A 23,690-nucleotide genomic window follows, 5' to 3' on the forward strand; every position below is an offset into this window, starting at 1 on the left:
GTCGGATGCCGCCCATGACCGTTTCGACCGCCTCCATCCCCGTCGCCCGTCCGGCACCGTTCGGCCGAGCGCACGTCCGGACGACCGGACTGCTCCTCGGGGTCGGATCGGCCTTGGCGTTCTCATCGAGCGGCCCGCTGGTGAAGCCGCTTCTCGAAGCGGGCTGGTCCCTCGGAGCCGCTCTGCTGATCCGGATGGGCGTCGCGGGGCTGATCCTCTCGCCGGCGCTGATCCGCGCCATCCGGCGGCAGCCCGGCTTCCTGCGCCGTCATTGCACCCTGATCGTCGTGTTCGGTCTGGTGCCGGTCCTCGGCTGTCAGCTCTTCTTCTTCACGGCGATGCAGCGGATGCCGGTGGCGGTCGCCTTGCTCATCCAGTATCTCGCGCCCGTCCTGCTGGTCGCCTTCACGTGGCTGCGCACCCGCCGCGCTCCCTCGGCGCTCGTGCTGTGGGGATCTGCGGTCGCGGTCGTCGGTCTCGTTCTCGTGGTGAACGTCGTCGGCGCGTCCTTCGACCTGGTCGGCACGCTGCTGGCGCTGGCCGCGGCGGTCTGCGTGTGCGTGTACTTCGTCGCGTCCGAGCGTGCCGGAGACGGCCTCCCGCCGCTCGCCCTCGCCGCGGGCGGACTGCTGACCGGAGCGGCGGCCATGGCCATTCTCTGCACGACCGGCCTCATGCCATTCCGCGCGCCTGCGGTCACCGTCGCACTGTCCGGGCTGGAGGTGCCCTGGGTCATCCCGATGATGTGGGTCGCCGCCGTCGGGACGACTCTCGGCTACGCCCTCGGAGTCATGGCGATTCCCCGTCTCGGATCGCGGGTGGCCTCGTTCGTCGGCCTCTCCGAGGTGCTCTTCGCACTCGGATTCGCCTGGCTGCTCCTGGGTGAGACCCCCGCCCCGATCCAATTCGTCGGCGGAGCGCTGATCCTCGTGGGCGTCGTCCTCGTCCGCGCCGACTCGTCGGCGGCGGACGCCGCTATCGCTCCCGCGCCAGGTCCATGAGCGGCGCGACGCGGTGCGGGATGACCTCGCCCATGACGAGGGATGTCTCCGTCCGCTCGACGCCCTCGATCGCCAGGATGCGCGCATCCGTCTCGAAGAGGTGCTGGGTGTCGAGGCACGCCACGCGCACCAGCAGATCGATCTGACCGCTCAGGCCGTGCGCCTGTACGACTTCGGGGATGCGCGCCAGCTCGGCGGTGATCTGGGGGAGTTCGACCTGACGCACCGTGACGTGGATGAACGCCTCGATCGGGAACCCGAGGGCCTTCGTCGACACAGCCCGCTCGAACGACAGGAACGCCCCCTCGCGCTCGAGTCTGGCCATGCGCGCCTGCACGGTGTTGCGCGAGAGCCCGAGGCGATCGGCCAGCGCGACGACGGTCGCCCGATGATCGACTGAGAGTGCGCTGAGGAGCTCCAGATCGACGCGGTCCAAGTTGCTCATGATGCGCAACTTTAGCACGCTCGGCACCGCCTTCGATGGGCAACATGCTCAAGAGAAGTTGTGATGCTTGAGCGGGGTGCGTATCGGACGTACCCTCGCATCAGATCGGCGAAGAAGCCGATGACGACCCGCGGAGCCCAAGAGGCCGATGCGGAATGGAGGTCACGACAATGGTGCACACCCTCACCCCCGCAGCCGAGCTCGGCGCCGACATCGACGACGTCGCTCGACTGATCACCGCCGACGGAGAGCGCATCGCCGACGCCGTCCTTGACCCCTGGGTCGCGGACGTGGATGCCGCGCAGCTGCAGGCCCTCTACCGCGACATGGTCGTGCTCCGGCGCATCGACGCCGAGGGCGTCGCCCTCCAGCGCCAGGGTCAGCTCGGTCTCTGGGCGCCCTGCACCGGCCAGGAGGCCACGCAGATCGGCACCGCGCGCGGTCTGCGCGCAGACGACTTCACCTTCCCCAGCTACCGCGAGATCGGTGTGGTCTACGCCCGCGGCGCCCGGCCGTCGGACTTCGTGCTGTCGTGGCGCGGCGAGGCCCACTCGACGCTCGAGCCCGAGACGATGCACTCGGCCGTTCCACAGATCATCATCGGGGCCCAGACGCTGCACGCGGTCGGCTACGGCATGGGCATCCAGCGCGACGGGACCGACCAGATCGCCGCGACGTACTTCGGCGACGGCGCATCCAGCCAGGGCGATGTGAACGAGGCGATGGTGTTCGCCGCATCCTTCGGCGCCCCCGTCGTCTTCGTCTGCACCAACAACCAGTACGCGATCTCCGAGCCCGTCCGCGTGCAGGCGGCCGCGCCGATCGCCGGGCGCGCGCCGGGCTACGGCATCCCGAGCATGCGCGTCGACGGCAACGACGTGCTCGCGTGCCTCGCCGCGATGCGGTGGGCCGCGGCGCACGCGCGCAGCGGCGCGGGCCCCGCCTTCATCGAGGCGGTCACGTACCGCATGGGTCCGCACACGACCTCGGACGACCCGACGCGCTACCGCGACCCGGCGGAGCTCGAGCGCTGGCGCGCCCGCGACCCGCTCGCGCGGGTGGAGGCGTACCTGCGCTCGCGCGGAGAGTTCGGCGAGGAGTTCGCGGAATCCGTGCAGGCCGCGGCCGACGACATGGCCGCGCAGGTGCGTGCCGCCTGCCTGGGTGCCGTGACGAAGCCCGCGCTCAGCGTCTTCGACAACGTCTACGCCGAGCCCCACACGGGTATCGCCGAGCAGATCGCCGAGTTCACCGCCTACCTCGACGGGTTCGCGGAGGCCGAGGGCGAGGTCGCGCGATGACCCAGCTGACGATGGCGAAAGCCCTGAACGAGGGCCTTCGGCGGGCGATGCAGGACGATGATCGCGTCCTCCTGATGGGCGAGGACATCGGCAAGCTCGGCGGCGTGTTCCGCATCACGGATGGATTGCAGAGCGAGTTCGGCGCGACGCGCGTCGTCGACACCCCCCTCGCCGAGTCGGGGATCGTCGGCACCGCCGTCGGCCTCGCCTACCGCGGCTTCCGCCCCGTCGTCGAGATCCAGTTCGACGGGTTCGTGTACCCGGCCTTCGATCAGATCGTGAGCCAGGTCGCGAAGCTCCACTACCGCACGGGCGGCAAGGTGCGCATGCCGATCACGATCCGCATCCCGTGGGCGGGAGGTGTCGGCGCCGCCGAGCACCACTCCGAGTCGCCCGAGGCCTACTTCGTGCACACGTCGGGCCTGCGCGTGGTGGCGGTCTCGAATCCGCAGGACGCGTACACCGTGCTCCGGCAGGCAATCGCCAGCGACGACCCCGTCGTGTTCTTCGAGCCCAAGCGGCTCTATCACACGAAGGGCGAGGTCGACCTCGAATCAGCGCTCGCCGACGCGGCGCCCATGGGGCTCGCCCGCGTCGTGCGAGAGGGACACGACGTGACGATCCTCACGTACGGCTCGCAGGTGCAGACGGCGTTGGATGCGGCGACCGCCGCCGAGGACGAGGGCACGTCGATCGAGGTCATCGATCTCCGGTCGCTCTCGCCCGTCGACTACCGGACGGTCACGGCTTCGGTGCGCAAGACCGGTCGGGTCGTCGTCACGCACGAGGCGGCCCGTGAGGCCGGGGTGGGTGCGGAGCTCATCGCCAGCGTCACGGAGCGGTGCTTCAACTACCTCGAGTCGGCGCCGGTGCGCGTGACGGGACACGACATCCCCTATCCGCCGGCCAAGCTCGAGAAGTACCACCTGCCCGACCTGGACCGGATCCTCGATGCGGTGGATCGCGTGATGGATCGGCCGAACTCGCTGACGCCCGTGGAGAGCGCGTCGTCGGAGGCGGCCGACCGCGGAGCGGCCGTCGATGGGAGCATGCAGGCATGAGTCAGGACTTCCGACTTCCCGACCTCGGCGAGGGGCTCCCCGAGGCGGAGCTCGTGCAGTGGCTCGTCGAGCCCGGCGACACCGTCACCCTGAACCAGACCATCGCCGAGGTGGAGACGGCCAAGGCCGTCGTCGAGCTGCCGTCGCCGTACGCGGGCACCGTGGGCGCCCTGCACGCCGCGCCGGGCGATGTGATCGCCGTCGGCGACGTCGTCATCACGATCGACACCGGGGAGGATGCGCCGGTCGAGGCCGCGCCCGCGCCGGCCGCGCAGACCGCAGAGCCGGCGGAAGCCGAGAAGGCGGTGCCGAACCTCGTCGGCTACGGCGCGGCACCCCGCGCGGGCGGACGGCCGCAGCGCAGGGCGCGCGGAGCGCGCGCGGCATCCGGTCCCGACACCGCCGTGCTCGAGGCCGCGCCGCACGACGCGATGCCGCGGCGCGAGGCTCCCGAGCCCGTGATGGAGCGCCCGCGGTCGACGCCGCCGGTGCGAAAGCTCGCCAAGGACCTGGGCATCGACCTGGCCCTGGTCGAGGCATCCGGCGTGACCGGGATCATCACCCGCGCAGACGTCGAGGCCTACGCGGCCCGCACGGCCCCACCGCAGCTGGTGGCGGCGACCGCAGTCGAGCCCGAGGTCGTAGCGTCCGCCGGTGCACGGCCGCGTGAGACCCGCACTCCGATCCGCGGTGTTCGCAAAGCGACGGCCGATGCGATGGTGCGCAGCGCCTTCACGGCGCCGCAGGCATCGACGTTCGTCACGGTCGACGTGACAGCGACGACCGAGCTCGTGGCGTCGTTGGCCGCCGATCGCGCACTCGAGGGTCACCGCATCGGCATCATGGCCATCGCCGCGAAGGCCGTGTGCCTCGCCCTCGGCGCGACGCCGAGCGTCAACTCGAAGTGGGACGACCAGGCGGGGGAGATCGTCGAGTTCGGCTACGTCAACCTCGGCATCGCCGCGGCGACCGAGCGCGGCCTCGTCGTTCCCAACATCCGGGATGCGGATCAGCTCACGCTCGTCGACCTGGCCGACGCGATCCGAGACGTGGCATCGACCGCCCGCGCCGGGCGCACGACGCCGAGTGCGATGATGGGCGGCACGTTCACGATCACCAACGTCGGCGTCTTCGGTGTCGACGGTGGAACGCCCATCGTCAACCCGGGGGAGGCCGCCATCCTGGCGCTCGGCGCCGTGCGCCGGCAGCCGTGGGAGCACCGTGGCGAGATCGCTCTCCGCGACGTGATGACTCTGAGCCTGTCGTTCGACCACCGACTGGTCGACGGAGAGCAGGCCGCGCGCTTCCTGCGCGACGTGGCCGGTGTCCTCGGAGAGCCCGGACGGGCGATGCTCCTGCGCTGAGCGCGACGATCGCGGCGCTGTCAGGCCGACAGCGCCGCGATCGCCATGTCATGCAGCACATCGCGCACGACGGCATCGTCGACGGATGCGGCGCGCGATGCCCGCAGGCTGTACGGCGTCGAGTTGATGAGACCGAAGCAGGCGTGCGCGCGCACGCGCAGATCGGCCTCGGGACGGTCGGGGTGCACCGCTCGGAGCACCTCGATCCAGGTGTCCACGTACTCGCGCTGCAGGTGACGGACCCGCGACCTGTCGCGGTCGGACAGGCTCGCGAGGTCGCGGTCCTGGACGCGGATGACGTCGGCCTCGTCGAGCGCGAAGTCGACGTGGAAGTCGACCAGTGCGTCCAACTGCCGGATCGCGAGGTCATGCTGCGCGACCACGGCCCGGCCGCCGTCGCGCAGGCCCTCGCTGACGCCGATCAGGATGGCTCCGAGGAGGGCCTGCTTGTTCGCGAAGTGTCGGTACACGGCCGGACCGCTGACCCCGACGGCGGCGCCGAGGTCCTCGAGGCTCACACCGCTGAAGCCGCGGTCCGCGAACAGGCGGGCGGCTTCGCGCACCAGGGCGGCCTGACGATCCGATTTCGCACGGCCGCGCTCGGTGGTTCCCCTTGGCATTTCAGTTAATCCTCACTAACATGGGCGAGAGGTTAATGAACACTAACCGCGCATCCGCGGTCCATTCAACGGACGTGATGCGATCGTGACGTCGAGGGAGATGGCATGACGGGAGCGGCTCTTCCGCCGGGGGAGCGGATCGGCACGGCGCCTGCCCGAGGCGAGGATTACGACGCGGGGTTCGCCGCTCAGCGCGGACTCGCCGAGGCCCTGCGCGAGCGCGTGGCCGCGGCATCCCTCGGCGGCCCCGAGCGCGCGCGCGAGCGCCATGCGTCGCGCGGCAAGCTGTTGCCGCGCGACCGGGTGCTGCGGCTGCTCGACGAGGGGAGCCCCTTCGTCGAGGTCTCGCCACTCGCCGCCGACGGCCTGTACGACGGCGACGCACCGGGCGCGGGTCTCATCACGGGCATCGGGCTCGTGCACGGCCGGCAGGTGATGGTGGTGTGCAACGACGCCACGGTCAAGGGCGGCACGTATTATCCGCTGACGGTGAAGAAGCACCTGCGCGCCCAGGAGATCGCGCTCGAGAACCGCCTCCCGTGCATCTACCTCGTCGACTCCGGTGGCGCCTTCCTGCCCAAGCAGGACGAGGTGTTCCCCGATCGCGACCACTTCGGCCGCATCTTCTTCAACCAGGCGCGGCTGTCCGCGGCCGGTGTCGCGCAGATCGCGGCGGTGCTCGGCTCGTGCACCGCCGGCGGAGCGTACGTCCCGGCGATGAGTGACGAGACCGTGATCGTGCGCAACCAGGGCACGATCTTCCTCGGCGGACCTCCCCTCGTGAAGGCCGCGATCGGCGAGATCGTGAGCGCCGAGGAACTCGGCGGGGGAGAGCTCCACGCCCGCCGCTCGGGGGTGGTCGATCACCTGGCCGAGGACGACGAGCACGCGCTGGAGATCGTCCGCGACATCGTCGCGACGCTGCCGCCCCCGCTCGATCCCGCATGGGCTGTGCACGAGAGCGTGCCGCCGGCGGCGGATCCGGATGAGCTCTACGGCATCGTGCCCGTCGACGTCACCAAGTCGTACGACGTGCGCGAGGTGATCGCGCGGCTGGTGGATGCGAGCGCCTTCCACGAGTTCAAGCGCAACTACGGAACGACCCTCGTCACCGGGTTCGCCCGCATCCACGGCCACCCCGTCGGGATCGTCGCCAACAACGGCATCCTGTTCTCCGAATCGGCGCTCAAGGGCGCGCACTTCATCGAGCTGTGCGACCAGCGCGGCATCCCGCTCCTGTTCCTGCAGAACATCACCGGCTTCCTCGTCGGGCGGGACGCGGAGGCCGGCGGCATCGCGAAAGACGGCGCCAAGATGGTCACCGCGGTCGCGACGACGCGCGTGCCGAAGCTCACCGTCATCGTCGGCGGCTCGTTCGGCGCGGGCAACTACTCGATGTGCGGCCGCGCGTACTCACCGCGGTTCCTGTGGTCGTGGCCGGCGAGCCGCATCTCCGTCATGGGCGGGCCGCAGGCGGCCTCTGTGCTCTCCACCGTGCGCGCAGACCAGCTCGCCGCGCGTGGAGAGCAGTGGCCCGACGACGAGCGGGCCGCATTCGAGGCGCCGATCCGTCGGCAGTACGAGGACCAGGGCGATCCCTATTACGCGACCGCTCGGCTGTGGGATGACGGCATCCTCGATCCCCTCGACACCCGCGACGCCCTCGGGCTGGCGCTCGATGTCGTCTCCCGCGTTCCGCTGCCCGAACCGCGCTTCGGCGTCTTCCGGATGTGAGCCATATGAGCACAGCACTGTCCACCGATGAGGGCGTGCAGGCCGCCGTCGGCTTTCACACGGTCCTCGTCGCCAACCGGGGCGAGATCGCGCGTCGCGTCATCCGCACGCTGCGCCGGCTCGGCATCCGCTCCGTCGCCGTCTTCAGCGACGCGGACGCCGACGCGCCGCACGCGCGCGAAGCCGACGTCGCGGTGCGGATCGGACCGCCCGCGGCGACGGCGTCGTACCTCGACATCGACGCGGTGATCGCGGCGGCGCGGGCGACGGGTGCCCAGGCCGTCCACCCGGGCTACGGCTTCCTGTCCGAGAACGCCGCGTTCGCCCGCGCGTGCACCGACGCCGGCATCGTGTTCATCGGGCCGGGCGAGCGCGCGCTCGAGGTCATGGGCGACAAGATCCGGGCTCGCGATCACGTGGCCTCCCACGGCGTCCCGATCGTCCCCGGATTCAGCGCCGCGGGACTCTCCGATGATGAGATCGCGGAGCGGGCGGATGCCGCGGGCTTCCCGCTGCTCGTGAAGCCGTCGGCGGGGGGCGGCGGCAAGGGCATGCAGGTCGTGCGGTCCGCGGCCGATCTGCGGCCCGCGCTCGCCACCGCCCGTCGCGTGTCCGCCTCCGCCTTCGGCGACGACACACTGCTCCTCGAGCGGCTCATCGAGCGTCCGCGGCACATCGAAGTGCAGGTCATGGCCGACGCGCAGGGGCACGTCATCCATCTCGGCGAGCGCGAGTGCACGCTGCAGCGACGCCATCAGAAGGTCATCGAGGAGGCGCCGTCGCCCATCATCGACGCGTCGACGCGCGCACGGCTGGGGGCGGCGGCGTGTGCGGCGGCGGCCAGCGTGGACTACGTCGGCGCCGGCACGGTCGAGTTCCTCGTCGCAGGCGACCGGCCCGACGACTTCTTCTTCATCGAGATGAACACGCGCCTGCAGGTGGAGCACCCCGTCACCGAGCTCGTGACCGGCCTCGACCTCGTCGAGCTGCAGCTGCGGGTCGCCGCCGGCGAGTCGCTGCCGCTCGACCAGGACGACGTCGTGCTGACCGGGCACGCGATCGAGGCCCGCGTGTACGCCGAGAGCCCAGCGCGCGGTTTCCTGCCGCAGACCGGGCAGGTGCTCGTGTGGCGGCCCTCCGCAGAGGCCCGGACGGATGCGGCGGTCGAGACCGGCTCCGTCGTCACGGCCCACTACGACCCGATGATCGCGAAGGTCATCACGCATGCGGACGACAGGGCGGGTGCCGTCGCGGCGCTCGACCGCGCGTTGGCCGACACGGTGCTGCTCGGTGTGGAGACGAACGTCGGATTCCTGCGCATGCTCGTGAACGATCCCGCCGTCATCGCCGGCGACCTGGACACCGGGCTGATCGACCGCCTTCCGCCCTACACCGATCCTGAGCCGTCCGCTGCCGCGCTTGCGGCTGCGGCGACCGAGGTGGCCACGAACGCCTCGGTGGTCGAGCAACGCCGGGCGCGGCACGCCTCGCCGCTGTGGCTCTCACGCTCCGGCTGGCGTGCGGACGCACCGCCCGTGGCCGTCGTCGAGAGCTTCGAGACCTCCGACGGCCGGGTCGTCACGGCCTCGCCCCGCACCGCAGGACGCGACGGCACCCTGCTCGTCCGCGACGCGGATGGACTCCTGTGGGTGCACGCGGACGGCGCGACGACCACCCTGCGACCACTGACGCGCCGCGAGGCGGCCGACCTCCGCCTGGCCCGGCGAGGTCGTGACGAGGGTGCGGCCGACCCCGACCTCCACGCTCCGATGCCCGGCGCAGTCGTCGCGGTCCACGTCGCGGACGGCGACGAGGTCTCGACCGGCGATCGGATCGCGACCATCGAGGCGATGAAGATGGAGCACCCCGTGACCGCGCCGCACGACGGCGTCGTCACGCTCTCGGTCATGGTCGGGACGCAGGTGCGCCTCGGCGAGAAGATCGCGCGGGTCGAAGCGCCCGCCCCCGAATCCGCAGAATCCGCCGCATCCGCGGGCGAATGACATCCCACGAGGAGACCCCATGATCGACAGCACTCTCACCGACGACGAGCAGGAGCTCGCACGGCTGGTCCGCGAGTTCGCGGACGAGGTCGTCGCACCTCGGTCGTACGAGGCGGACCGTGACCATGAGCTGCCGCTCGACGTCGTGGCGCAGATGGGCGAGTTGGGCCTGTTCGGACTGCCCTTCCCGGAGGAGGTCGGCGGCCAGGGCGGCGACTTCTTCGCCCTGTGCCTCGCGATCGAGGGGCTCGCCCGGGTCGACCAGTCCATTGCGATCACCCTGGAAGCAGCCACCTGCCTCGGTGCGATGCCGGTCTACGTGTTCGGGACGGATGCGCAGAAGGCTGAGCTCCTGCCCGACCTGCTGGCCGGCCGCGCCCTTGCGGGATTCGGCCTCACAGAACCCGAGGCCGGATCGGATGCCGGAGCCACCCGCACCACGGCCCGTCGCGACGGCGGCGAGTGGATCATCAACGGGACGAAGCAGTTCATCACGAACTCGGGCACCGCGATCACCCGATTCGTGACGGTGACCGCGGTCACCGGTGAAAGCGAGGGGCGCAAGCAGATCTCCACGATCATCGTGCCCAACGGAACCCCCGGCTTCACGGTCGAGCCGGCGTACGACAAGGTGGGGTGGCACGCATCCGACACGCATCCCCTCACCTTCGCGGACGCCCGCGTCCCGGAGGAGAACCTGCTCGGACGGGAGGGGCGCGGGTTCGCGAACTTCCTGCAGACGCTCGACGAGGGCCGCATCGCCATCGCCGCGCTCTCGACGGGCGCGGCGGAGGGATGCCTCGAAGAGGCGCTCGCATACTCCAGAAGCCGGACGGTCTTCGGCAGCTCGCTGTCGACGCGCCAGCACGTGCAGTTCCTCCTCGCGCGCATGCAGGCGCGCGTGCACAACGCCCGCCTGGCCTGGCACCACGCGGCGCGCCTGCGCGACAGCGGCCGTCCGTTCAAGACCGAGGCGGCGATCGCGAAGCTCACGGCGAGCGACGCGGCGATGGACAACGCGCGCGACGCCACCCAGCTGTTCGGCGGCAACGGCTTCATGAACGAGTTCCTCGTCGCACGCCATTACCGTGACTCGAAGATCCTCGAGATCGGCGAGGGCACGAGCGAAGTGCAGCTCCTCGTCATCGCGCGCGCCCTCGGAGTAGCGTGACCACATGACCGTGATCGAGCAGCGCGGTCTCTGGTTCGAGGAGTTCGAGGTCGGCGCACGCTACCTGCACCGTCCGGGACGCACCGCCACAGAGGCCGACAACGTCCTGTTCTCGTCGCTCACGATGAACACGCAGGCGCTTCATCTGGATGCCGCGTACTCTGCGGCTCAGCCGTTCGGCCAACGCCTCATGAACTCGATGTGGACGCTCGCCACGATGGTGGGCGCATCCGTCTCGCAGCTCACGCAGGGGACGCTCGTCGCTCAGCTGGGCCTCGGCGACATCTCCTTCCCCGCCCCGTTGTTCGCGGGTGACACGCTCTACACCGAGACCGAGATCACCGCGACGCGCTCGTCGCGGTCTCGCCCGGGGCAGGGCCTCGTGACCATGGTCCACACGGGACGCAATCAGGACGGCGTCGTCGTCGCGACGGCGACGCGCGTCGCCCTCATGTGGTGCCGGCCGACGGATTCCACGACCGATGACGGCGGCGAGTCGGACGACGCCGTGATCCTGGACAGCCACGCATGACCCCTGGGTTCGGCTACGGTCCCGCGATCCTGTTCTGCCCCGCGGACCGGCCTGAGCGCTATGCCAAGGCGCTCGAAGGGGCCGACGCCGTCATCGTCGACCTCGAGGACGCCGTCGCCCCGGCCGACAAGGCCGCAGCGCGCGGCGCTCTCATCGACGCCGAGCTGGAGCCCGAGCGCGTCATCATCCGCGTCAATCCGGTCGGCTCGCGCGCCTTCGCCGACGACATGGCGACCCTGTCCCAGACCGACCACCGCACGATCATGCTCGCCAAGGCGGAATCGCCCGAGCTCATCGCCGCCATCGATCCACGGTTCTCGGTCGTCGCGCTCTGCGAGAGCGCGCGCGGTGTCGAGAACGCGGGCCGGATCGCCGCGCTCGAGCGTGTCACGGCGCTCATGTGGGGCGCCGAGGACCTCGTCGCGTCCCTCGGCGGCACCGCGAGCCGGACGGCCCGCGGCCGCTATCGCGACGTCGCCCGCTACGCCCGCTCGCGCGTGCTCGTAGCCGCCGGCGCCCACGGCAAGGCGGGCATCGATGCGGTGCACCTCGACATCGCCGATACGAAGGGACAGCGACGGGAGGCGAGGGATGCCGCGGCCTCCGGCTTCGCCGCGACGGCCTGCATCCACCCGAGCCAGGTCGACGTCATCCGCGAGGCGTACCGGCCGTCCCCGTCCGAGGCGAAGTGGGCGCGAGACGTTCTCGCGGCCGCAGAAGGGGAGCGGGGCGTCTTCGCGTTCGAAGGGCGGATGGTCGACGAGCCCGTGCTCCGGCACGCGCGACGCGTGCTCGACAGAGCCTGAACGGTTCCCGCCCCGTCGATCGGGGCGGAGCGGACCGGCTCCGAGTCAGTCGATGCCGGCCGTGTAGGAGAGCAGACGCATCCGCTCGCGCTCCCACATCACCCGGTGCGCGGAGCCGTTCGGCAGCCGTTCGCCGTCGCGGGGGAGCGTGCCTCCGGAGGCGTGGTGGATGACCTCGCGGATGAGCGCGCCGTGGCTCACGATCACGAGCGTGGGCGCCGGCGCCCCGACGGAGGAACGCGCATCCGCGACGGCCGCGCGCAGCCCGCGCAACGCACGCACCCGCAGGTCATCGCGCGTCTCGGCGTCCGGCACCTCGGCGGAGTGCCACGCCCCCCAGCGCAGCGCGAACTCGTCGATGTCGATGCCCTCGGCCTGACCGTAGCCGCGCTCACGCAGATCCGAGTACAGGCGAGGCGTCGCCGCGCCGAGCGTCTCCGCGATGATCTCGGCCGTCTCACGCGCCCGGGCGAGGTCGCTCGCTGCGACGACGACAGGAACAGTGGGATCGAGCTGATGCAGGAGGCCGGTCGCGGCATCCCTCGCCTGTGCGCGTCCCGTGTCGTTCAGCGGGATATCCGTCAGACCCTGGATGCGTCGTGCGCGGTTCCACTCGGTCTCGCCGTGGCGCACGAGAGTGAGGACGGTCATGATTCGAGCCTAACGAGCGGTGGAGAGGCGCCCGGACAGGGCGCTCAGCACCTCTGTGGTGCCGGCGTGGATCTTGACCGTGGCCCAGGGGTCCGCGCGCGTCTCTCCGCGGTTGACGATGACGATCGGCATGCGGCGGCGCCGCGCGCGCTCCACGAGGCGCACACCGGAGTTGACGACGAGGGACGAGCCCGCGACGATCAGCGCCTCGCTGGCATGGACGAGCTGCTCCGCCTCCTTGAACTTGCCGGCCGGGATGAACTCGCCGAAGAAGACGACATCCGGCTTCAGGGTCCCGCCGCACACCGTGCAGACCGGGAGGACGAAGCCCTCGACGCTCTCGGGGGTGACATCGCCGTCGGGGCCGAGGACGATCTCGCCGTCGCGCGCGAGCCACGGATTGTCGGCGTCGATGCGCGCAGACACATCCCGCCGGTCGAAGATCTGGCCGCAGCGCAGGCACTGGATGCGGCGCATCGTGCCGTGCAGCTCGACCAGACGCCGCGTGCCGGCGCGGAGGTGGAGGCCGTCGACGTTCTGCGTGATGACCCCGGTGACGACACTGCCGTCCTCGAGGCGGGCGAGGGCCTCGTGGCCCGGGTTCGGGTCGGCGCGGGAGAAGGCCCGCCAGCCGAGCTGGCTCCCCACCCAGTAGCGGCGGCGCGCAGCATCCGATTCCAGAAACCGGTCGACGGTCATCGGCGTCCGGACGGGCGCGCCTTCGCCGCGGTAGTCGGGGATGCCGGAGTCGGTGGACACACCCGCACCGGTCAGGACGGCGACCCGCCGACCGGCGAGCACCTCGACGGCACGGTCGACGAGCATGGCCGTCTGCGCATCCAGCGCGAGAGTCGCGGTCATGGAGCACCCAGTGCTTTCTTCTCGCGGGGACTCCCCGCGAATTCCGGTGGTCAGGCGTCGAGCCGTCATCTGCGCGACCCCTGGCGGCGAGTCTAGGCCGACGACTTTTCGGGCATGTTACGGACACCCGGGACCTCGCCGCTCGCTCTCACGGATCGGACTGGGGCATCCTGGATGGATGCGCGTGGCGACCATCGGCGACCCGGACGATCCGCGGCTCACGGACTACCGGGCTCTGACGGATGTCGCGCTGCGCCGCCTCCTGGAGCCGGAGGGCGGGCTCTACATCGCGGAATCGACCAAGGTCATCGCCCGCGCGCTGGGGGCCGGCCACCGGCCGCGCTCTGTGCTGGTGCAGGAGAAGTGGCTGGGCGACGTCGAGCGGATGCTGCCGGCGGGGGACGACACCGACGTCTACGTCGTCCCCGCCGAGGTGGCGGAAGCGGTCACGGGGTACGCCGTACACCGGGGCGCCCTCGCCGCCATGCACAGACCCGAGCTGCCGTCCGTCCCCGACATCGTCGCGGGCGCCCGCCTGGTCGTCGTGCTGGAGGATATCGTCGACCACACGAACGTCGGCGCGATCTTCCGCGCGGCCGCAGGACTCGGAGCCGATGCCGTGCTCGTGAGCCCGCGGTGCGCGGACCCGCTCTATCGGCGGAGCGTGCGCGTCAGCATGGGCACGGTGTTCCAGGTGCCGTGGACGCGCCTCGAATCCTTCGACCAGCTGCACGAGGCGGGTCTGCACGTGGCCGCGCTCGCCCTCGCGGACGACGCGGTGACGCTCGAGGGCTTCTCCGCCGATCGGCCGGAACGCGTCGCACTGCTCCTCGGCGCCGAGGGCGACGGGCTGAGCCGCCGAGCTCTGGCCGCCGCCGACACCATCGTGACCATTCCGATGGCCGGGGGAGTGGACTCGCTGAACGTCGCCGCCGCGAGCGCCGTCGCGCTCTGGGAATTGCGAGCCCGCTGAGCTGCGCAGGCGCCGACTCAGACGCCGGGACGAACCATCAACTCGGTGATCTGCGCATCCCGAGGGAGGTCCAGCGCCGTCAGGATCGTCGTGACGACGGAGGAGGGCTGCATCCACCTCGTCGCGTCGTACTCGGCCCCCTCTTGGCGGTGGACCTTCTCCTGCATGGGGGTCGCGGTGCGGCCGGGATAGACCGTCGTGACGCGCACGCCGTTCGCCCGCTCCTCCTCGCGCAGCGCGTCGGCGATCGCCCGCACCGCGAACTTGCTCGCCGCATAGGACCCCCACTCGGGGTGCACGCGCAGGCCGGCACCCGAGTTGACGAAGATCACATGACCGCGACCGGCCCGCAGGGCGGGGAGCAGGATGCGGGTCAGCTCCGCCGGGGCGACGGCATTGACGTCCAGCTGCTCCTGCCAGGCCTCGACGGGGGTGTCGGCGATACGACCGAGCTCGACGACGCCGGCGACGTGGAGGAGCGAGTCGAGGCGATCCGGCAGCTCCTGCGCCGCGAGCGCGGAGGCAAGACTGCGCGGGTCGGACAGGTCGGCGACGAGGATGCGCGCACCGGGGAGCCGCTCCGCGAACTGCGCGGAGCGCTCATCGTCGCGAGCGATCAGCCACAGGTCATCGCCGCGCTCAGCGAGCCGCTCGGCGAGAACACCGCCGATGCCCGAGCCGGCGCCGGTCACAAGGTGCGTCGCCATCTCAGCCCTGCTCTCCAAGGTCGGTCGCCTCATGCTTCGCCGAGGTGAGGAACGTCACAGGCAGCGGCTCCGGTCGCTTCGGCGTGATCAGGTCGCCCGAGGACTGGTGGCGCACGCGCCGGAGCACCCACGGCACGAAGTACTCCCGCGCCCAGATGAGGTCGCTCGCGCGGGCAGCGCGCCAGCTGCGCAGCGGGATGGCGTCCGGCTGCATCGGCTTCAGATCGTTGGGCACATTGAGTGCGCGCAGGACCATCCGCGCGACCTCGTGGTGGCCGAGGCGGTTGTAATGCAGGCGGTCGTCGTCGAAGAACCGCATGTCCTGCACCTCCTTCAGCGCCCACTGGTCCGCCACGATGCAGTCGTACCGTTCGGCGATCGCCCGGATGTTCTCGTTGTAGATCGCGATCTTGCCGCGGATGCCGCGGAACACCGGTGTGAAGTTCGTGTCGATGCCGGTGAACACGATCAGTGTCGCTCCCTGGTTCGACAGCCGCACGACGGCATCCTCGAAGAGCTCGGCGATGGCGTCCGGGTCGCCGTTGGGTCGGATGACATCGTTGCCCCCCGCCGAGAACGTGATGAGGTCGGGCTTCAGCGCCAGCGCGGGCTCGACCTGCTCGTCCACGATCTGGCGGATGAGCCGCCCCCGGATGGCGAGGTTCGCATAGGCGAAGTCGTCGACCTGCTCGGCGAGCACCTCCGCGACCCGGTCCGCCCAGCCGCGGTGGCCGCCCGGCGCGTCGGGATCGGGGTCGCCGATGCCCTCGGTGAACGAGTCGCCGATCGCCACGTAGCGACGCCAGGGATGCGGTCCGTCGTTCGGGACGTAGGGTGTGCGGTTCGCGTCCGTCGTGCTCATCTCGACCTTCAATCCGGGATGATTCGAGCCTATCGCCGCGGGTGCGGCGGAGCCCCGGCGCGGGGTGTCTGCGAGGTCGACTATCGTGGTGCCCCGTGTCTCTGCGCCGACGTTGCGGGAGACACCGACGGAACGAGAAGGCGAACGGCGGGGGGTCGTATGGAGGATTTCTCCGCCGCCGAGGCGGTCGAGGCCCTCGACGCGTCCCGTCCCGATGAGGGATCCGGTCACTTCGGCGGGTTCGCCGCCGAGCACCTCTCGCCCGCGTTCCCGCAGCGCGCGCCGTGGGGCACGGCCCAGCGCCTGCGTGCGTGGCAGGCCGAGGCGCTCGACCTGTACTTCTCGCTGGACGGCCCCGACGGCGTCGGCAAGGGGCCGCGAGACTTCCTCGCGGCCGCGACGCCCGGCGCCGGCAAGACCACCTTCGCCCTGCGCCTCGCGAGCGAGCTCCTGCGCCGCCGGGTCGTCGATCGCATCGTCGTCGTGGCGCCCACGGAGCATCTCAAGACGCAGTGGGCGGATGCCGCGGCCCGCGTGTCGATCCGGCTGGATCCGGCGTTCAGCAACCGCCATGTGGCGCCGTCACGGCAGTATCACGGCGTCGCCGTGACCTACGCGCAGGTGGCGGTGAAGTCGTCGGTCCACGAGCGGCTCGTCATGGATCGCCGCACGCTCGTGATCCTCGACGAGGTGCATCACGGGGGCGACGCCCTCAGTTGGGGCGAGGCCCTCCGTGACGCCTACCAGCGCGCGACCCGGCGCCTCCTGCTGTCCGGAACGCCCTTCCGGTCGGACACGGCACCGATCCCCTTCGTCGAATACCACCCCGATGAGAAGGGGATCCGCGTCTCTCGGACCGACTATGCGTACGGCTACCGTCGTGCCCTGGAGGACGGTGTCGTCCGGCCGGTGATCTTCCTCGTCTACGCCGGCAAGATGCGGTGGCGCACCAAGACCGGCGACGAGATGGAGGCGCATCTCGGTCAGGACAACACGAAGGACATCACCTCGCAGGCGTGGCGCACGGCGCTCGACCCCGAGGGGGACTGGATCCCTGCGGTCCTCCGATCGGCGAACCGGCGACTGAGCGAGGTGCGCGAGCAGGTTCCGGATGCGGGCGGCCTCGTGATCGCGACGGATCAGACGGCGGCCCGGGCTTACGCGGCGATCCTTGCTGAGCTGACGGGGGAGGCACCCACGGTCGTGCTGTCCGACGAGGCCGAGGCCTCTGGTCGCATCGAGACGTTCTCGAAGAGCAGTGCGCGCTGGATGGTCGCCGTCCGCATGGTCTCCGAGGGCGTCGACGTGCCGCGCCTCGCCGTCGGCGTCTACGCCACGAGCGCGTCGACCCCGCTGTTCTTCGCGCAGGCCATCGGGCGCTTCGTGCGCGCCCGCCGACGCGGCGAGACCGCGAGCGTGTTCCTCCCCAACGTCCCGCAGCTGCTCGCACTCGCGAACGAGCTCGAGCGCCAGCGCGACCACGCGCTGGATCGTGAGAGCGACGGCGACGACTGGAACGCCGAAGAGGATCTGATGGATGCCGCCGAGCGGGAGGACTCGGCATCCGACGCGCTCACCGAGGAGTTCACCTATCAGGCTCTGGGCTCGCTCGCGCATTTCGACCGGGTGCTGTTCGACGGCAAGGAGTTCGGTCAGCTCGCCGTCCCCGGCACCGTCGAAGAGGAGGAGTTCCTCGGAATCCCCGGGCTCCTCGAGCCGGAGCACGTCCACGAGCTGCTCATGCACCGGCAGGCGCGCCAGGGACGCCACCGCAGGGAGCGTGAGGCGCGCGAGAGCTCGGAGGAGCACTCCGCACCGGACGAGGCCGCGCTCCCGCAAGCTCTGCACCGCAGCCTCAAGGAGCAGCGACAGCTGCTGAACAGCCTCGTCGGACTGTATGCGCGGCAGAGCGGCGAGGCCCACGGGCTCGTGCACGCGGAGCTGCGACGGATCTGCGGCGGTCCTGCCGTCTCGCACGCGACGGTGGCGCAGCTCCAGGCGCGGATCGACGTCCTCCGCAAGCGCGTCCACTCCTGACCCACTCGCCGTTCGGATCCCCGAAATGCTGGCAATCACGGGATTCCGCGAGTGCCCGGCCCTGCTGGCGGATAGCCTCGAACGGTTCCCCCCACCCACCGCAGCCGAGGAGGCTCCCGTGAGCGCGCCCGCCCCGCCCACTGCCCGCGAGCGTCGCCGCTGGACGCGGTACCTCGTGAACGAGCGCGCCGAGGCCCGGGTCTACCGCGAGCTCGCCCAGCGGCGCTCGGGGGAGGAGCGCGAGATCCTCCTCGCCCTCGCCGACGCGGAGGGACGGCACGAGCAGCACTGGCTGACGATCCTCGGCGGGGAGCCGGCATCCCTTCCCCGTGCGTCGTTCCGCACGCGCGCCCTCGGGTGGATGGCGGGGCGCTTCGGCTCGATCTTCGTCCTCGCCCTCGCGCAGAACGCCGAGGACCGCTCGCCGTACGACGACGACCCGCACGCCACCGCGGCGATGCGCGCCGACGAGAAGGTCCACCGCGAGGTCGTGCGCGGCCTCGCCGCGCGCGGACGCCGGCATCTGTCCGGCACGTTCCGGGCAGCGGTGTTCGGCGCCAACGACGGGCTCGTGTCGAACCTCGCGCTCGTCATGGGCATCGGCGCGACGGGCGCCCCGCCTCAGCTCGTCCTCTTCAGCGGCATCGCAGGACTCCTGGCGGGCGCCCTCTCGATGGGGGCCGGCGAGTTCGTCTCGGTCCAATCGCAGCGCGAGCTCCTCGCCGCCACGGAGCCGGGCTCCGACGCTGCGGAGGTGCTGCCCGATCTGGACCTCGACGCCAACGAGCTGGCCCTGGTCTACCGCTCCCGCGGACTGACCGAGATCGCGGCGCAGGAGCGCGCCCAGCAGACCCTCGAGCAGGCGAAGGCAGCGGCATCCGATCGCCCGCTCTCCTACCGCCACCGCGCCGACGTGACGGAGACCCACGAGGTGATCGGCGATGCATGGCGGGCCGCCCTGTCGAGCTTCCTCTTCTTCGCGTCCGGGGCCGTGATCCCCGTGCTGCCGTGGATCTTCGGGCTCTCCGGCCTCACCGCGGTGGTCCTCGCGCTCGTGCTCGTGGGCATCGCCCTGATGCTCACGGGCGCGATGGTGGGACTGCTGTCGGGGACCTCCCCGTTGATGCGCGGGCTGCGCCAGCTCTCGATCGGATTCGGGGCGGCGGCGGTCACTTATGTGCTCGGTCTGCTGTTCGATGTCACGATGGGCGGCTGACCTTCGATTTTTCACACTGAGCGTATGAGAGCGTTTCGGCGCTCCGGCCCGTAAAATCAAGCGGGGGGTGGAATTGGCGATGACGCAGATCGTGTTCACCGCCGACGGGTGCGCCCGCGAATCCCTTGCGATCGGCGTCGCAGGTGTCGCGTCCGGCGCCTCGATCGTTGCCGCGCTGCTGGTCTTCCGTCTCGCGCCCGCTCCGATCGCGGGACCGGGGTCCGTCGGCCAGTTCGCGGCGATCGCGGCGACCGTCGCAGCCATCGTCGTCTTCGTGTTCGGTCGGTACGTCGTTCGCGATCCGAAGCATTCGCCGCGGCTCATGGACCTCGTCGACCTCGGCGTGGTCGCCCTCGCCCACGCGGTCATCGCGCTGCTGTCGTGGACACTGCTGTCGGCGATCCTGGCGCAGAGCTTCGCCAGGGCCGTCGTCGACCCGATCCCGGTCCTGTTCGTCGCGGGCGCGGTCACCGCTGTCACGACTTATCTGGTGCTGCACGCCGCGACGGGGAGCAGCCTCATGACACTGGCGGTGGTCCTCGCGATCTTCCTCGCCGAGGGACTCGTCGCGAGCATGCTCAGTGCGAGCAACCCGCACTGGTGGCGGGACAACCTTAGCGCCCTCGGCATGACCAGGGACACCTCGGCCCTGACCTTCAACCTCACCCTCATCGTCGCCGGGATGATGATCACGACGCTCACGCGCTACATCACGCGCGCGCTTCCCGGGGCGAGCGCGAGCGGCGTCGCGAGGCTCCGCATCTTCCTGGTGCTGATGGGCGTGCTGCTCGCCTTCGTCGGGCTGTTCCCTGTCGACGACTTCTTCTGGATCCACACGCTGTCGGCATCCGGGATGGGCGTCGTCTTCTGCATCCTGGCCCTCCGGGTGGAGTCGTGGATGCCGGGACTCGCCCGCGGATTCATCTGGCTCGGACGCGTCTTCGTCGGCGTGACGGTGCTCATCGGCTCGTTCTACGCGGTGGGGTACTACACGCTCACCGCGGTCGAGCTCATCGCCGCCGTGATGGCGTTCGCGTGGATCATCCTCTTCATCCGCAACACCGCGCTCGCCACCGTGCTCGTCACCGAGGTCGCCACCGAGCCCGCGGGCGCGACCGCGGTCGCTGCCGAGCTGAAGACGGAGCCCGTGCTGGTGACGTGAGGGCGGTGCGACCACCGCACGTGCGCGGTTCCCAGGGATCGAGGCCATTGAACGACGCGCACCAGATCTGCCCTCTCGTGCGCCACGACAGTGGTCACGGGGTCGCGGCGAACTCCTCGTACATGCCTGCCGCGTAGTGGCCGGGGAAGTTGCAGACGAGTTCGTAGCGGCCGGCCGGCAGAGTCAGCGTGACCCAGGAGACCGACCCGGGCGCGATTCCGTCACCGCCGCCCGCCGCGCACGAAGCCGACGCCTCGCCGACGGCTCCGGTCTCATCGATGCGCCCGTCCGTCCCGATCGGGCGCGATCCGGCGATCTCGTCCGGCGGCAGCGGCAGGACGACGAGTTCGTGCGGCATGCTGCCCAGGTTCGTGACGATGAACGAGACCTCGCCGTGCGGCGCCGCGGTGCTGCCCGCCGCGAGCCGCATGCTGTGGTACGGCATCGCTCTGCGCCCCATCCCGGCACCCATGTCGGTCGCCGTCACCTGCACGGTGGCGCCGGGAAGAGGGGGCACCGAGCAGGAGGCGACTCCTGGAAGGCGGCCGGAGGGCGCACCCCAGACGGCGACCACGATCAGAGACCCGGCGACCAGCAGGAGAACCGCCGGAACCGCGATCAGCGCCGCGGTCGTGTTCCCGCGCCTCACCGTCATCGCGCTCGCCTCCCCGCCGCTCTCCTCAGCGTCACGCTCGAGGCGATGAAGGACAAGGACTTTCGACCCCTCGACGGCCTGCACCAAGGCGGACCGCGCAAGCGCGCGAGACAAGGAAAGCCCCTGATCTGGAACCTAGAATCCCAGATCAGGGGCTATTCTCAACTGTGCGCGAGGGGGGACTTGAACCCCCACGCCCTATACGGGCACTAGCACCTCAAGCTAGCGCGTCTACCTATTCCGCCACCCGCGCAGGTGGTGTCGGCTGCTCTCGCAACCGAGGACTGACACTATCACGTAAAGCGCCGGCCACAGAATCGGTGCACCCGCGAGCGTGCCGATAGCCTGGGACGCATGCCCGAGAACCCGGACTCCCCGCACGCACCAGAGGAGCCCCGAGCGGAGGTCGTGCGGGTCGCACGGGATCTGATCCGGTTCGACACCACGAACTGGGGAGGCGGCCGCTCCCGCGGCGAACGCGAGGCCGCGGAATACGTGGGCGCCTACCTCGCCGCGCTCGGTCTCGAGCCGCAGTACTACGAGCCCATCGATCGCCGCACGAACGTGTCGGCGCGCGTGCGCGGAAAGAACCCCGACAAGCCGGCGCTGGTCGTCCACGGGCACCTCGACGTCGTCCCCGCCATCGCCGAGGACTGGAGCGTCGACCCGTTCGCGGGCGAGATCCGCGAGGGGATGCTGTGGGGCCGCGGCGCGGTCGACATGAAGAACATGGACGCGATGATCCTGACATCGGTGGCGGACATCCTCCGCTCGGGCGAGCAGCCTGAACGCGACCTCGTGCTGACGTTCTTCGCCGACGAGGAGAACGGGGGTGTCGAGGGCTCCGCCCTCGTCGTCCGTGATCGCCCGGAGTGGTTCGCCGGAGCGACGGAGGCGATCAGCGAAGTCGGCGGGTACTCGATCGCCGTTGCGAACCGCCGTGCGTACCTGCTGCAGGTGGGGGAGAAGGCGCTCGTCTGGATCCGCCTCGTCGCCCGCACGCGGGGCGGCCATGGCAGCCGCTTCCACCCCGTGAACGCTGTCACGCTCCTCTCGGAGGCCGTCGCGCGCCTCGGGCGCGCCTCCTGGCCCGTCACGCTCACTCCGACGACGCGAGCACTCCTGGAGGGTCTCCAGAGCCTCGGAGCGTCCGCCGAAGGCACCGACCCCGACATCGTCGCGGACGCTGCGGGACCGGCATCCGGATTCCTGAAGTCGTCGTGGCGCACGACGACCAATCCCACGGGCCTCACGGCCGGCTACAAGCACAACGTCATCCCCGATCTCGCGGAGGCGACGATCGACGTGCGCGTGCTGCCGGGCACCGAGGACGCCGCGCTCGCAGAGATCCGCGAGATCGTCGGACCCGACGTCGAGATCGAGACCGTCGTCCGCGACATCGGCTTGGAGACCCCGTTCGAGGGAGCTCTCGTCGAGGCCATGGTCGGCGCACTCGGCGCCCATGACCCCGGCGTGCCGGTCCTCCCGTACATGCTCGCCGGTGGCACGGACAACAAGGCTCTGTCGCGGCTCGGCATCACCGGCTACGGCTTCGCGCCGCTGCGCCTGCCCGTCGACTTCGACTTCACAGGCATGTTCCATGGGACGGACGAGCGGGTGCCGCTCGATGCGCTGGAGTTCGGGCAGCGCGTGCTGACCGACCTCCTGCGCACGTACTGAGAGGCGTCCATGCACCTCATCGAGGCGATCTTCCTCGGACTCGTGCAGGGGCTCACCGAGTTCCTCCCGGTCTCATCCAGTGCGCACCTGCGCATCGTCGGAGCATTCCTCCCGGATGCGCAGGATCCCGGCGCCGCGTTCACCGCCATCACCCAGCTCGGAACGGAGACCGCGGTCGCAGTGTTCTTCTGGCGCGACATCGTGCGCATCGTAGGCCGGTGGTTCCGGTCGCTGATCGGGCGCGTGCCCCGCAGCGACCCCGATGCGCGCCTCGGCTGGCTCATCATCATCGGCACCATCCCGATCGTGGTGCTGGGAGTCCTGTTCCAGAAGCAGATCGAGACCGCGTTCCGCTCGCTGTGGATCATCGCGGCCACGCTCATCCTCTTCGGCGTGCTCCTCGGCATCGCCGACATGGTCGGGGCGAAACGGCGCACGCTCGCGGAGCTCACGGTCGGCCAGGGCGTGATCTACGGATTCGCGCAGGCGCTGGCGCTCCTTCCGGGCGTCTCGCGCTCCGGCGGCACGATCACCGCCGGCCTCTTCCTCGGCTACGAGCGCGCCGCGGCCGCTCGCTACGCCTTCCTCCTGGCGATCCCCGCAGTCTTCGGCAGCGGCTTCTTCGAGCTCTTCTCGAGCCTCAAGAAGCCGGAGACAGCCGTCTATTCACTGCTCGAGACGGCGGTCGCGACGGCCGTCGCCTTCGGCGTGGGCCTCGCCGTCATCGCCTTCTTCATGAGCTGGATCTCGAAGCACAGCTTCCTGCCGTTCGTCGTCTACCGCGTCTTCCTCGGCACGCTGCTGCTCGTGCTGCTGTCGCTCGGCGTCATCCAGCCGTTCTGATGTGC

22 protein-coding genes and 1 tRNA gene are annotated in these 23,690 nt (G+C 70.6%); 15 read left to right on the plus strand and 8 right to left on the minus strand.

Annotation, left to right across the window (positions count from 1 at the left end; translation table 11 throughout):
* The first annotated feature begins 14 nt into the window (after positions 1-14).
* Positions 15-1,001, plus strand: a complete 987-nt coding sequence (locus AC0NZN_RS00640; RefSeq protein ID WP_474590336.1) for an EamA family transporter — start codon at positions 15-17, stop codon at positions 999-1,001.
* Here the strand turns inward: AC0NZN_RS00640 and AC0NZN_RS00645 are convergent.
* Positions 976-1,446, minus strand: coding sequence for an Lrp/AsnC family transcriptional regulator (locus AC0NZN_RS00645; RefSeq protein ID WP_474590337.1), 471 nt, complete (start codon positions 1,444-1,446; stop codon positions 976-978). The genes AC0NZN_RS00640 and AC0NZN_RS00645 overlap by 26 nt on opposite strands.
* 155 nt (positions 1,447-1,601) lie before the next feature.
* On the opposite strand from AC0NZN_RS00645, the gene pdhA reads away from it, so the two are divergent.
* Genes pdhA through AC0NZN_RS00660 form a run of 3 tightly spaced genes read left to right on the plus strand, consistent with a single transcriptional unit; the run spans position 1,602 to position 5,172 of the window.
* Complete coding sequence (gene pdhA / locus AC0NZN_RS00650; RefSeq protein ID WP_474590338.1) at positions 1,602-2,747, plus strand: pyruvate dehydrogenase (acetyl-transferring) E1 component subunit alpha; 1,146 nt, start codon at positions 1,602-1,604, stop codon at positions 2,745-2,747.
* Positions 2,744-3,808 (plus strand): alpha-ketoacid dehydrogenase subunit beta, encoded by a 1,065-nt coding sequence (locus AC0NZN_RS00655; RefSeq protein ID WP_474590339.1) that lies wholly within the window; start codon positions 2,744-2,746, stop codon positions 3,806-3,808. The genes pdhA and AC0NZN_RS00655 overlap by 4 nt, the downstream gene beginning before the upstream one ends.
* Positions 3,805-5,172 (plus strand): dihydrolipoamide acetyltransferase family protein, encoded by a 1,368-nt coding sequence (locus AC0NZN_RS00660; RefSeq protein ID WP_474590340.1) that lies wholly within the window; start codon positions 3,805-3,807, stop codon positions 5,170-5,172. The genes AC0NZN_RS00655 and AC0NZN_RS00660 overlap by 4 nt, the downstream gene beginning before the upstream one ends.
* A gap of 20 nt (positions 5,173-5,192) precedes the next feature.
* On the opposite strand, the gene AC0NZN_RS00665 is transcribed toward AC0NZN_RS00660, so the two are convergent.
* Positions 5,193-5,792 (minus strand): SACE_7040 family transcriptional regulator, encoded by a 600-nt coding sequence (locus tag AC0NZN_RS00665; protein WP_474590341.1) that lies wholly within the window; start codon positions 5,790-5,792, stop codon positions 5,193-5,195.
* Positions 5,793-5,897: 105 nt separating this feature from the next.
* Between AC0NZN_RS00665 and AC0NZN_RS00670 the strand changes: the two genes are divergently transcribed.
* From AC0NZN_RS00670 to AC0NZN_RS00690, 5 genes are read left to right on the plus strand one after another with little or no spacing between them, the layout of a single operon-like run.
* Positions 5,898-7,526: a carboxyl transferase domain-containing protein gene (locus AC0NZN_RS00670; RefSeq protein ID WP_474590342.1), complete on the plus strand. Its 1,629-nt coding sequence runs from the start codon at positions 5,898-5,900 to the stop codon at positions 7,524-7,526.
* Positions 7,527-7,531: 5 nt separating this feature from the next.
* Positions 7,532-9,529 (plus strand): acetyl/propionyl/methylcrotonyl-CoA carboxylase subunit alpha, encoded by a 1,998-nt coding sequence (locus AC0NZN_RS00675; RefSeq protein ID WP_474590343.1) that lies wholly within the window; start codon positions 7,532-7,534, stop codon positions 9,527-9,529.
* 19 nt (positions 9,530-9,548) lie between these two features.
* Entirely contained in the window at positions 9,549-10,700 is a 1,152-nt protein-coding gene (locus AC0NZN_RS00680) for an acyl-CoA dehydrogenase family protein (protein ID WP_474590344.1), read from the plus strand.
* Between the two features lie 4 nt (positions 10,701-10,704).
* On the plus strand, positions 10,705-11,232 hold the full coding sequence (locus tag AC0NZN_RS00685) for a MaoC family dehydratase (protein ID WP_474590345.1): 528 nt from the start codon (positions 10,705-10,707) through the stop codon (positions 11,230-11,232).
* Positions 11,229-12,038, plus strand: coding sequence for an HpcH/HpaI aldolase/citrate lyase family protein (locus AC0NZN_RS00690; protein ID WP_474590346.1), 810 nt, complete (start codon positions 11,229-11,231; stop codon positions 12,036-12,038). The genes AC0NZN_RS00685 and AC0NZN_RS00690 overlap by 4 nt, the downstream gene beginning before the upstream one ends.
* A 45-nt stretch (positions 12,039-12,083) precedes the next feature.
* Here AC0NZN_RS00690 and AC0NZN_RS00695 read toward each other — a convergent pair whose 3' ends face one another.
* Both AC0NZN_RS00695 and AC0NZN_RS00700 read right to left on the minus strand, forming a co-directional pair.
* Positions 12,084-12,689, minus strand: coding sequence for a histidine phosphatase family protein (locus AC0NZN_RS00695; protein ID WP_474590347.1), 606 nt, complete (start codon positions 12,687-12,689; stop codon positions 12,084-12,086).
* A gap of 9 nt (positions 12,690-12,698) precedes the next feature.
* Positions 12,699-13,550 carry a Sir2 family NAD-dependent protein deacetylase gene (locus AC0NZN_RS00700; RefSeq protein WP_474590348.1) on the minus strand — a complete coding sequence of 284 codons (852 nt, stop codon included), beginning with the start codon at positions 13,548-13,550 and terminating at the stop codon, positions 12,699-12,701.
* A gap of 178 nt (positions 13,551-13,728) precedes the next feature.
* Here AC0NZN_RS00700 and AC0NZN_RS00705 point away from each other — a divergent pair, with 178 nt between their 5' ends.
* Positions 13,729-14,523 carry a TrmH family RNA methyltransferase gene (locus AC0NZN_RS00705; protein ID WP_474590349.1) on the plus strand — a complete coding sequence of 265 codons (795 nt, stop codon included), beginning with the start codon at positions 13,729-13,731 and terminating at the stop codon, positions 14,521-14,523.
* 17 nt (positions 14,524-14,540) lie between these two features.
* On the opposite strand, the gene AC0NZN_RS00710 is transcribed toward AC0NZN_RS00705, so the two are convergent.
* Both AC0NZN_RS00710 and AC0NZN_RS00715 read right to left on the minus strand, forming a co-directional pair.
* Positions 14,541-15,230, minus strand: a complete 690-nt coding sequence (locus tag AC0NZN_RS00710; protein ID WP_474590350.1) for an SDR family oxidoreductase — start codon at positions 15,228-15,230, stop codon at positions 14,541-14,543.
* Between the two features lies 1 nt (position 15,231).
* Entirely contained in the window at positions 15,232-16,092 is an 861-nt protein-coding gene (locus AC0NZN_RS00715) for an SGNH/GDSL hydrolase family protein (protein WP_474590351.1), read from the minus strand.
* 159 nt (positions 16,093-16,251) lie between these two features.
* On the opposite strand from AC0NZN_RS00715, the gene AC0NZN_RS00720 reads away from it, so the two are divergent.
* From AC0NZN_RS00720 to AC0NZN_RS00730, 3 genes are all read left to right on the plus strand, one after another.
* A complete protein-coding gene (locus AC0NZN_RS00720; protein ID WP_474590352.1) occupies positions 16,252-18,129 on the plus strand; it encodes a DEAD/DEAH box helicase in 1,878 nt (625 codons plus the stop codon).
* Positions 18,130-18,247: 118 nt separating this feature from the next.
* Positions 18,248-19,345 carry a VIT1/CCC1 transporter family protein gene (locus AC0NZN_RS00725; RefSeq protein WP_474590353.1) on the plus strand — a complete coding sequence of 366 codons (1,098 nt, stop codon included), beginning with the start codon at positions 18,248-18,250 and terminating at the stop codon, positions 19,343-19,345.
* Positions 19,346-19,424: 79 nt separating this feature from the next.
* Positions 19,425-20,507: a hypothetical protein gene (locus AC0NZN_RS00730; protein WP_474590354.1), complete on the plus strand. Its 1,083-nt coding sequence runs from the start codon at positions 19,425-19,427 to the stop codon at positions 20,505-20,507.
* Positions 20,508-20,601: 94 nt separating this feature from the next.
* Here the strand turns inward: AC0NZN_RS00730 and AC0NZN_RS00735 are convergent, their stop codons facing one another.
* Complete coding sequence (locus AC0NZN_RS00735; RefSeq protein ID WP_474590355.1) at positions 20,602-21,162, minus strand: sulfocyanin-like copper-binding protein; 561 nt, start codon at positions 21,160-21,162, stop codon at positions 20,602-20,604.
* A 168-nt stretch (positions 21,163-21,330) separates the two neighbouring features.
* Positions 21,331-21,415: transfer RNA gene (locus AC0NZN_RS00740), tRNA-Leu, on the minus strand.
* Positions 21,416-21,516: 101 nt separating this feature from the next.
* Between AC0NZN_RS00740 and AC0NZN_RS00745 the strand changes: the two genes are divergently transcribed.
* Complete coding sequence (locus AC0NZN_RS00745; RefSeq protein WP_474590356.1) at positions 21,517-22,842, plus strand: M20/M25/M40 family metallo-hydrolase; 1,326 nt, start codon at positions 21,517-21,519, stop codon at positions 22,840-22,842.
* 9 nt (positions 22,843-22,851) lie between these two features.
* Positions 22,852-23,685, plus strand: coding sequence for an undecaprenyl-diphosphate phosphatase (locus AC0NZN_RS00750; RefSeq protein ID WP_474590357.1), 834 nt, complete (start codon positions 22,852-22,854; stop codon positions 23,683-23,685).
* Positions 23,686-23,690: the final 5 nt, after the last annotated feature.

The sequence above is a fragment of the Microbacterium sp. sgz311019 genome, from assembly GCF_056135325.1.

Bases quoted from the DNA above. Each gene is read 5' to 3' on its own strand.
- AC0NZN_RS00745 (WP_474590356.1), top strand. From the start codon at position 21,517: ATGCCCGAGAACCCGGACTCCCCGCACGCACCAGAGGAGCCCCGAGCG.
- AC0NZN_RS00690 (WP_474590346.1), top strand. From the start codon at position 11,229: ATGACCCCTGGGTTCGGCTACGGTCCCGCGATCCTGTTCTGCCCCGCG.
- AC0NZN_RS00700 (WP_474590348.1), bottom strand. From the start codon at position 13,550: ATGACCGCGACTCTCGCGCTGGATGCGCAGACGGCCATGCTCGTCGAC.
- pdhA (WP_474590338.1), top strand. From the start codon at position 1,602: ATGGAGGTCACGACAATGGTGCACACCCTCACCCCCGCAGCCGAGCTC.
- AC0NZN_RS00720 (WP_474590352.1), top strand. From the start codon at position 16,252: ATGGAGGATTTCTCCGCCGCCGAGGCGGTCGAGGCCCTCGACGCGTCC.
- AC0NZN_RS00750 (WP_474590357.1), top strand. From the start codon at position 22,852: ATGCACCTCATCGAGGCGATCTTCCTCGGACTCGTGCAGGGGCTCACC.
- AC0NZN_RS00640 (WP_474590336.1), top strand. From the start codon at position 15: ATGACCGTTTCGACCGCCTCCATCCCCGTCGCCCGTCCGGCACCGTTC.
- AC0NZN_RS00695 (WP_474590347.1), bottom strand. From the start codon at position 12,689: ATGACCGTCCTCACTCTCGTGCGCCACGGCGAGACCGAGTGGAACCGC.
- AC0NZN_RS00715 (WP_474590351.1), bottom strand. From the start codon at position 16,092: ATGAGCACGACGGACGCGAACCGCACACCCTACGTCCCGAACGACGGA.
- AC0NZN_RS00705 (WP_474590349.1), top strand. From the start codon at position 13,729: ATGCGCGTGGCGACCATCGGCGACCCGGACGATCCGCGGCTCACGGAC.
- AC0NZN_RS00735 (WP_474590355.1), bottom strand. From the start codon at position 21,162: ATGACGGTGAGGCGCGGGAACACGACCGCGGCGCTGATCGCGGTTCCG.
- AC0NZN_RS00660 (WP_474590340.1), top strand. From the start codon at position 3,805: ATGAGTCAGGACTTCCGACTTCCCGACCTCGGCGAGGGGCTCCCCGAG.
- AC0NZN_RS00665 (WP_474590341.1), bottom strand. From the start codon at position 5,792: ATGCCAAGGGGAACCACCGAGCGCGGCCGTGCGAAATCGGATCGTCAG.
- AC0NZN_RS00680 (WP_474590344.1), top strand. From the start codon at position 9,549: ATGATCGACAGCACTCTCACCGACGACGAGCAGGAGCTCGCACGGCTG.
- AC0NZN_RS00685 (WP_474590345.1), top strand. From the start codon at position 10,705: ATGACCGTGATCGAGCAGCGCGGTCTCTGGTTCGAGGAGTTCGAGGTC.
- AC0NZN_RS00655 (WP_474590339.1), top strand. From the start codon at position 2,744: ATGACCCAGCTGACGATGGCGAAAGCCCTGAACGAGGGCCTTCGGCGG.
- AC0NZN_RS00675 (WP_474590343.1), top strand. From the start codon at position 7,532: ATGAGCACAGCACTGTCCACCGATGAGGGCGTGCAGGCCGCCGTCGGC.
- AC0NZN_RS00670 (WP_474590342.1), top strand. From the start codon at position 5,898: ATGACGGGAGCGGCTCTTCCGCCGGGGGAGCGGATCGGCACGGCGCCT.
- AC0NZN_RS00710 (WP_474590350.1), bottom strand. From the start codon at position 15,230: ATGGCGACGCACCTTGTGACCGGCGCCGGCTCGGGCATCGGCGGTGTT.
- AC0NZN_RS00645 (WP_474590337.1), bottom strand. From the start codon at position 1,446: ATGAGCAACTTGGACCGCGTCGATCTGGAGCTCCTCAGCGCACTCTCA.
- AC0NZN_RS00730 (WP_474590354.1), top strand. From the start codon at position 19,425: ATGACGCAGATCGTGTTCACCGCCGACGGGTGCGCCCGCGAATCCCTT.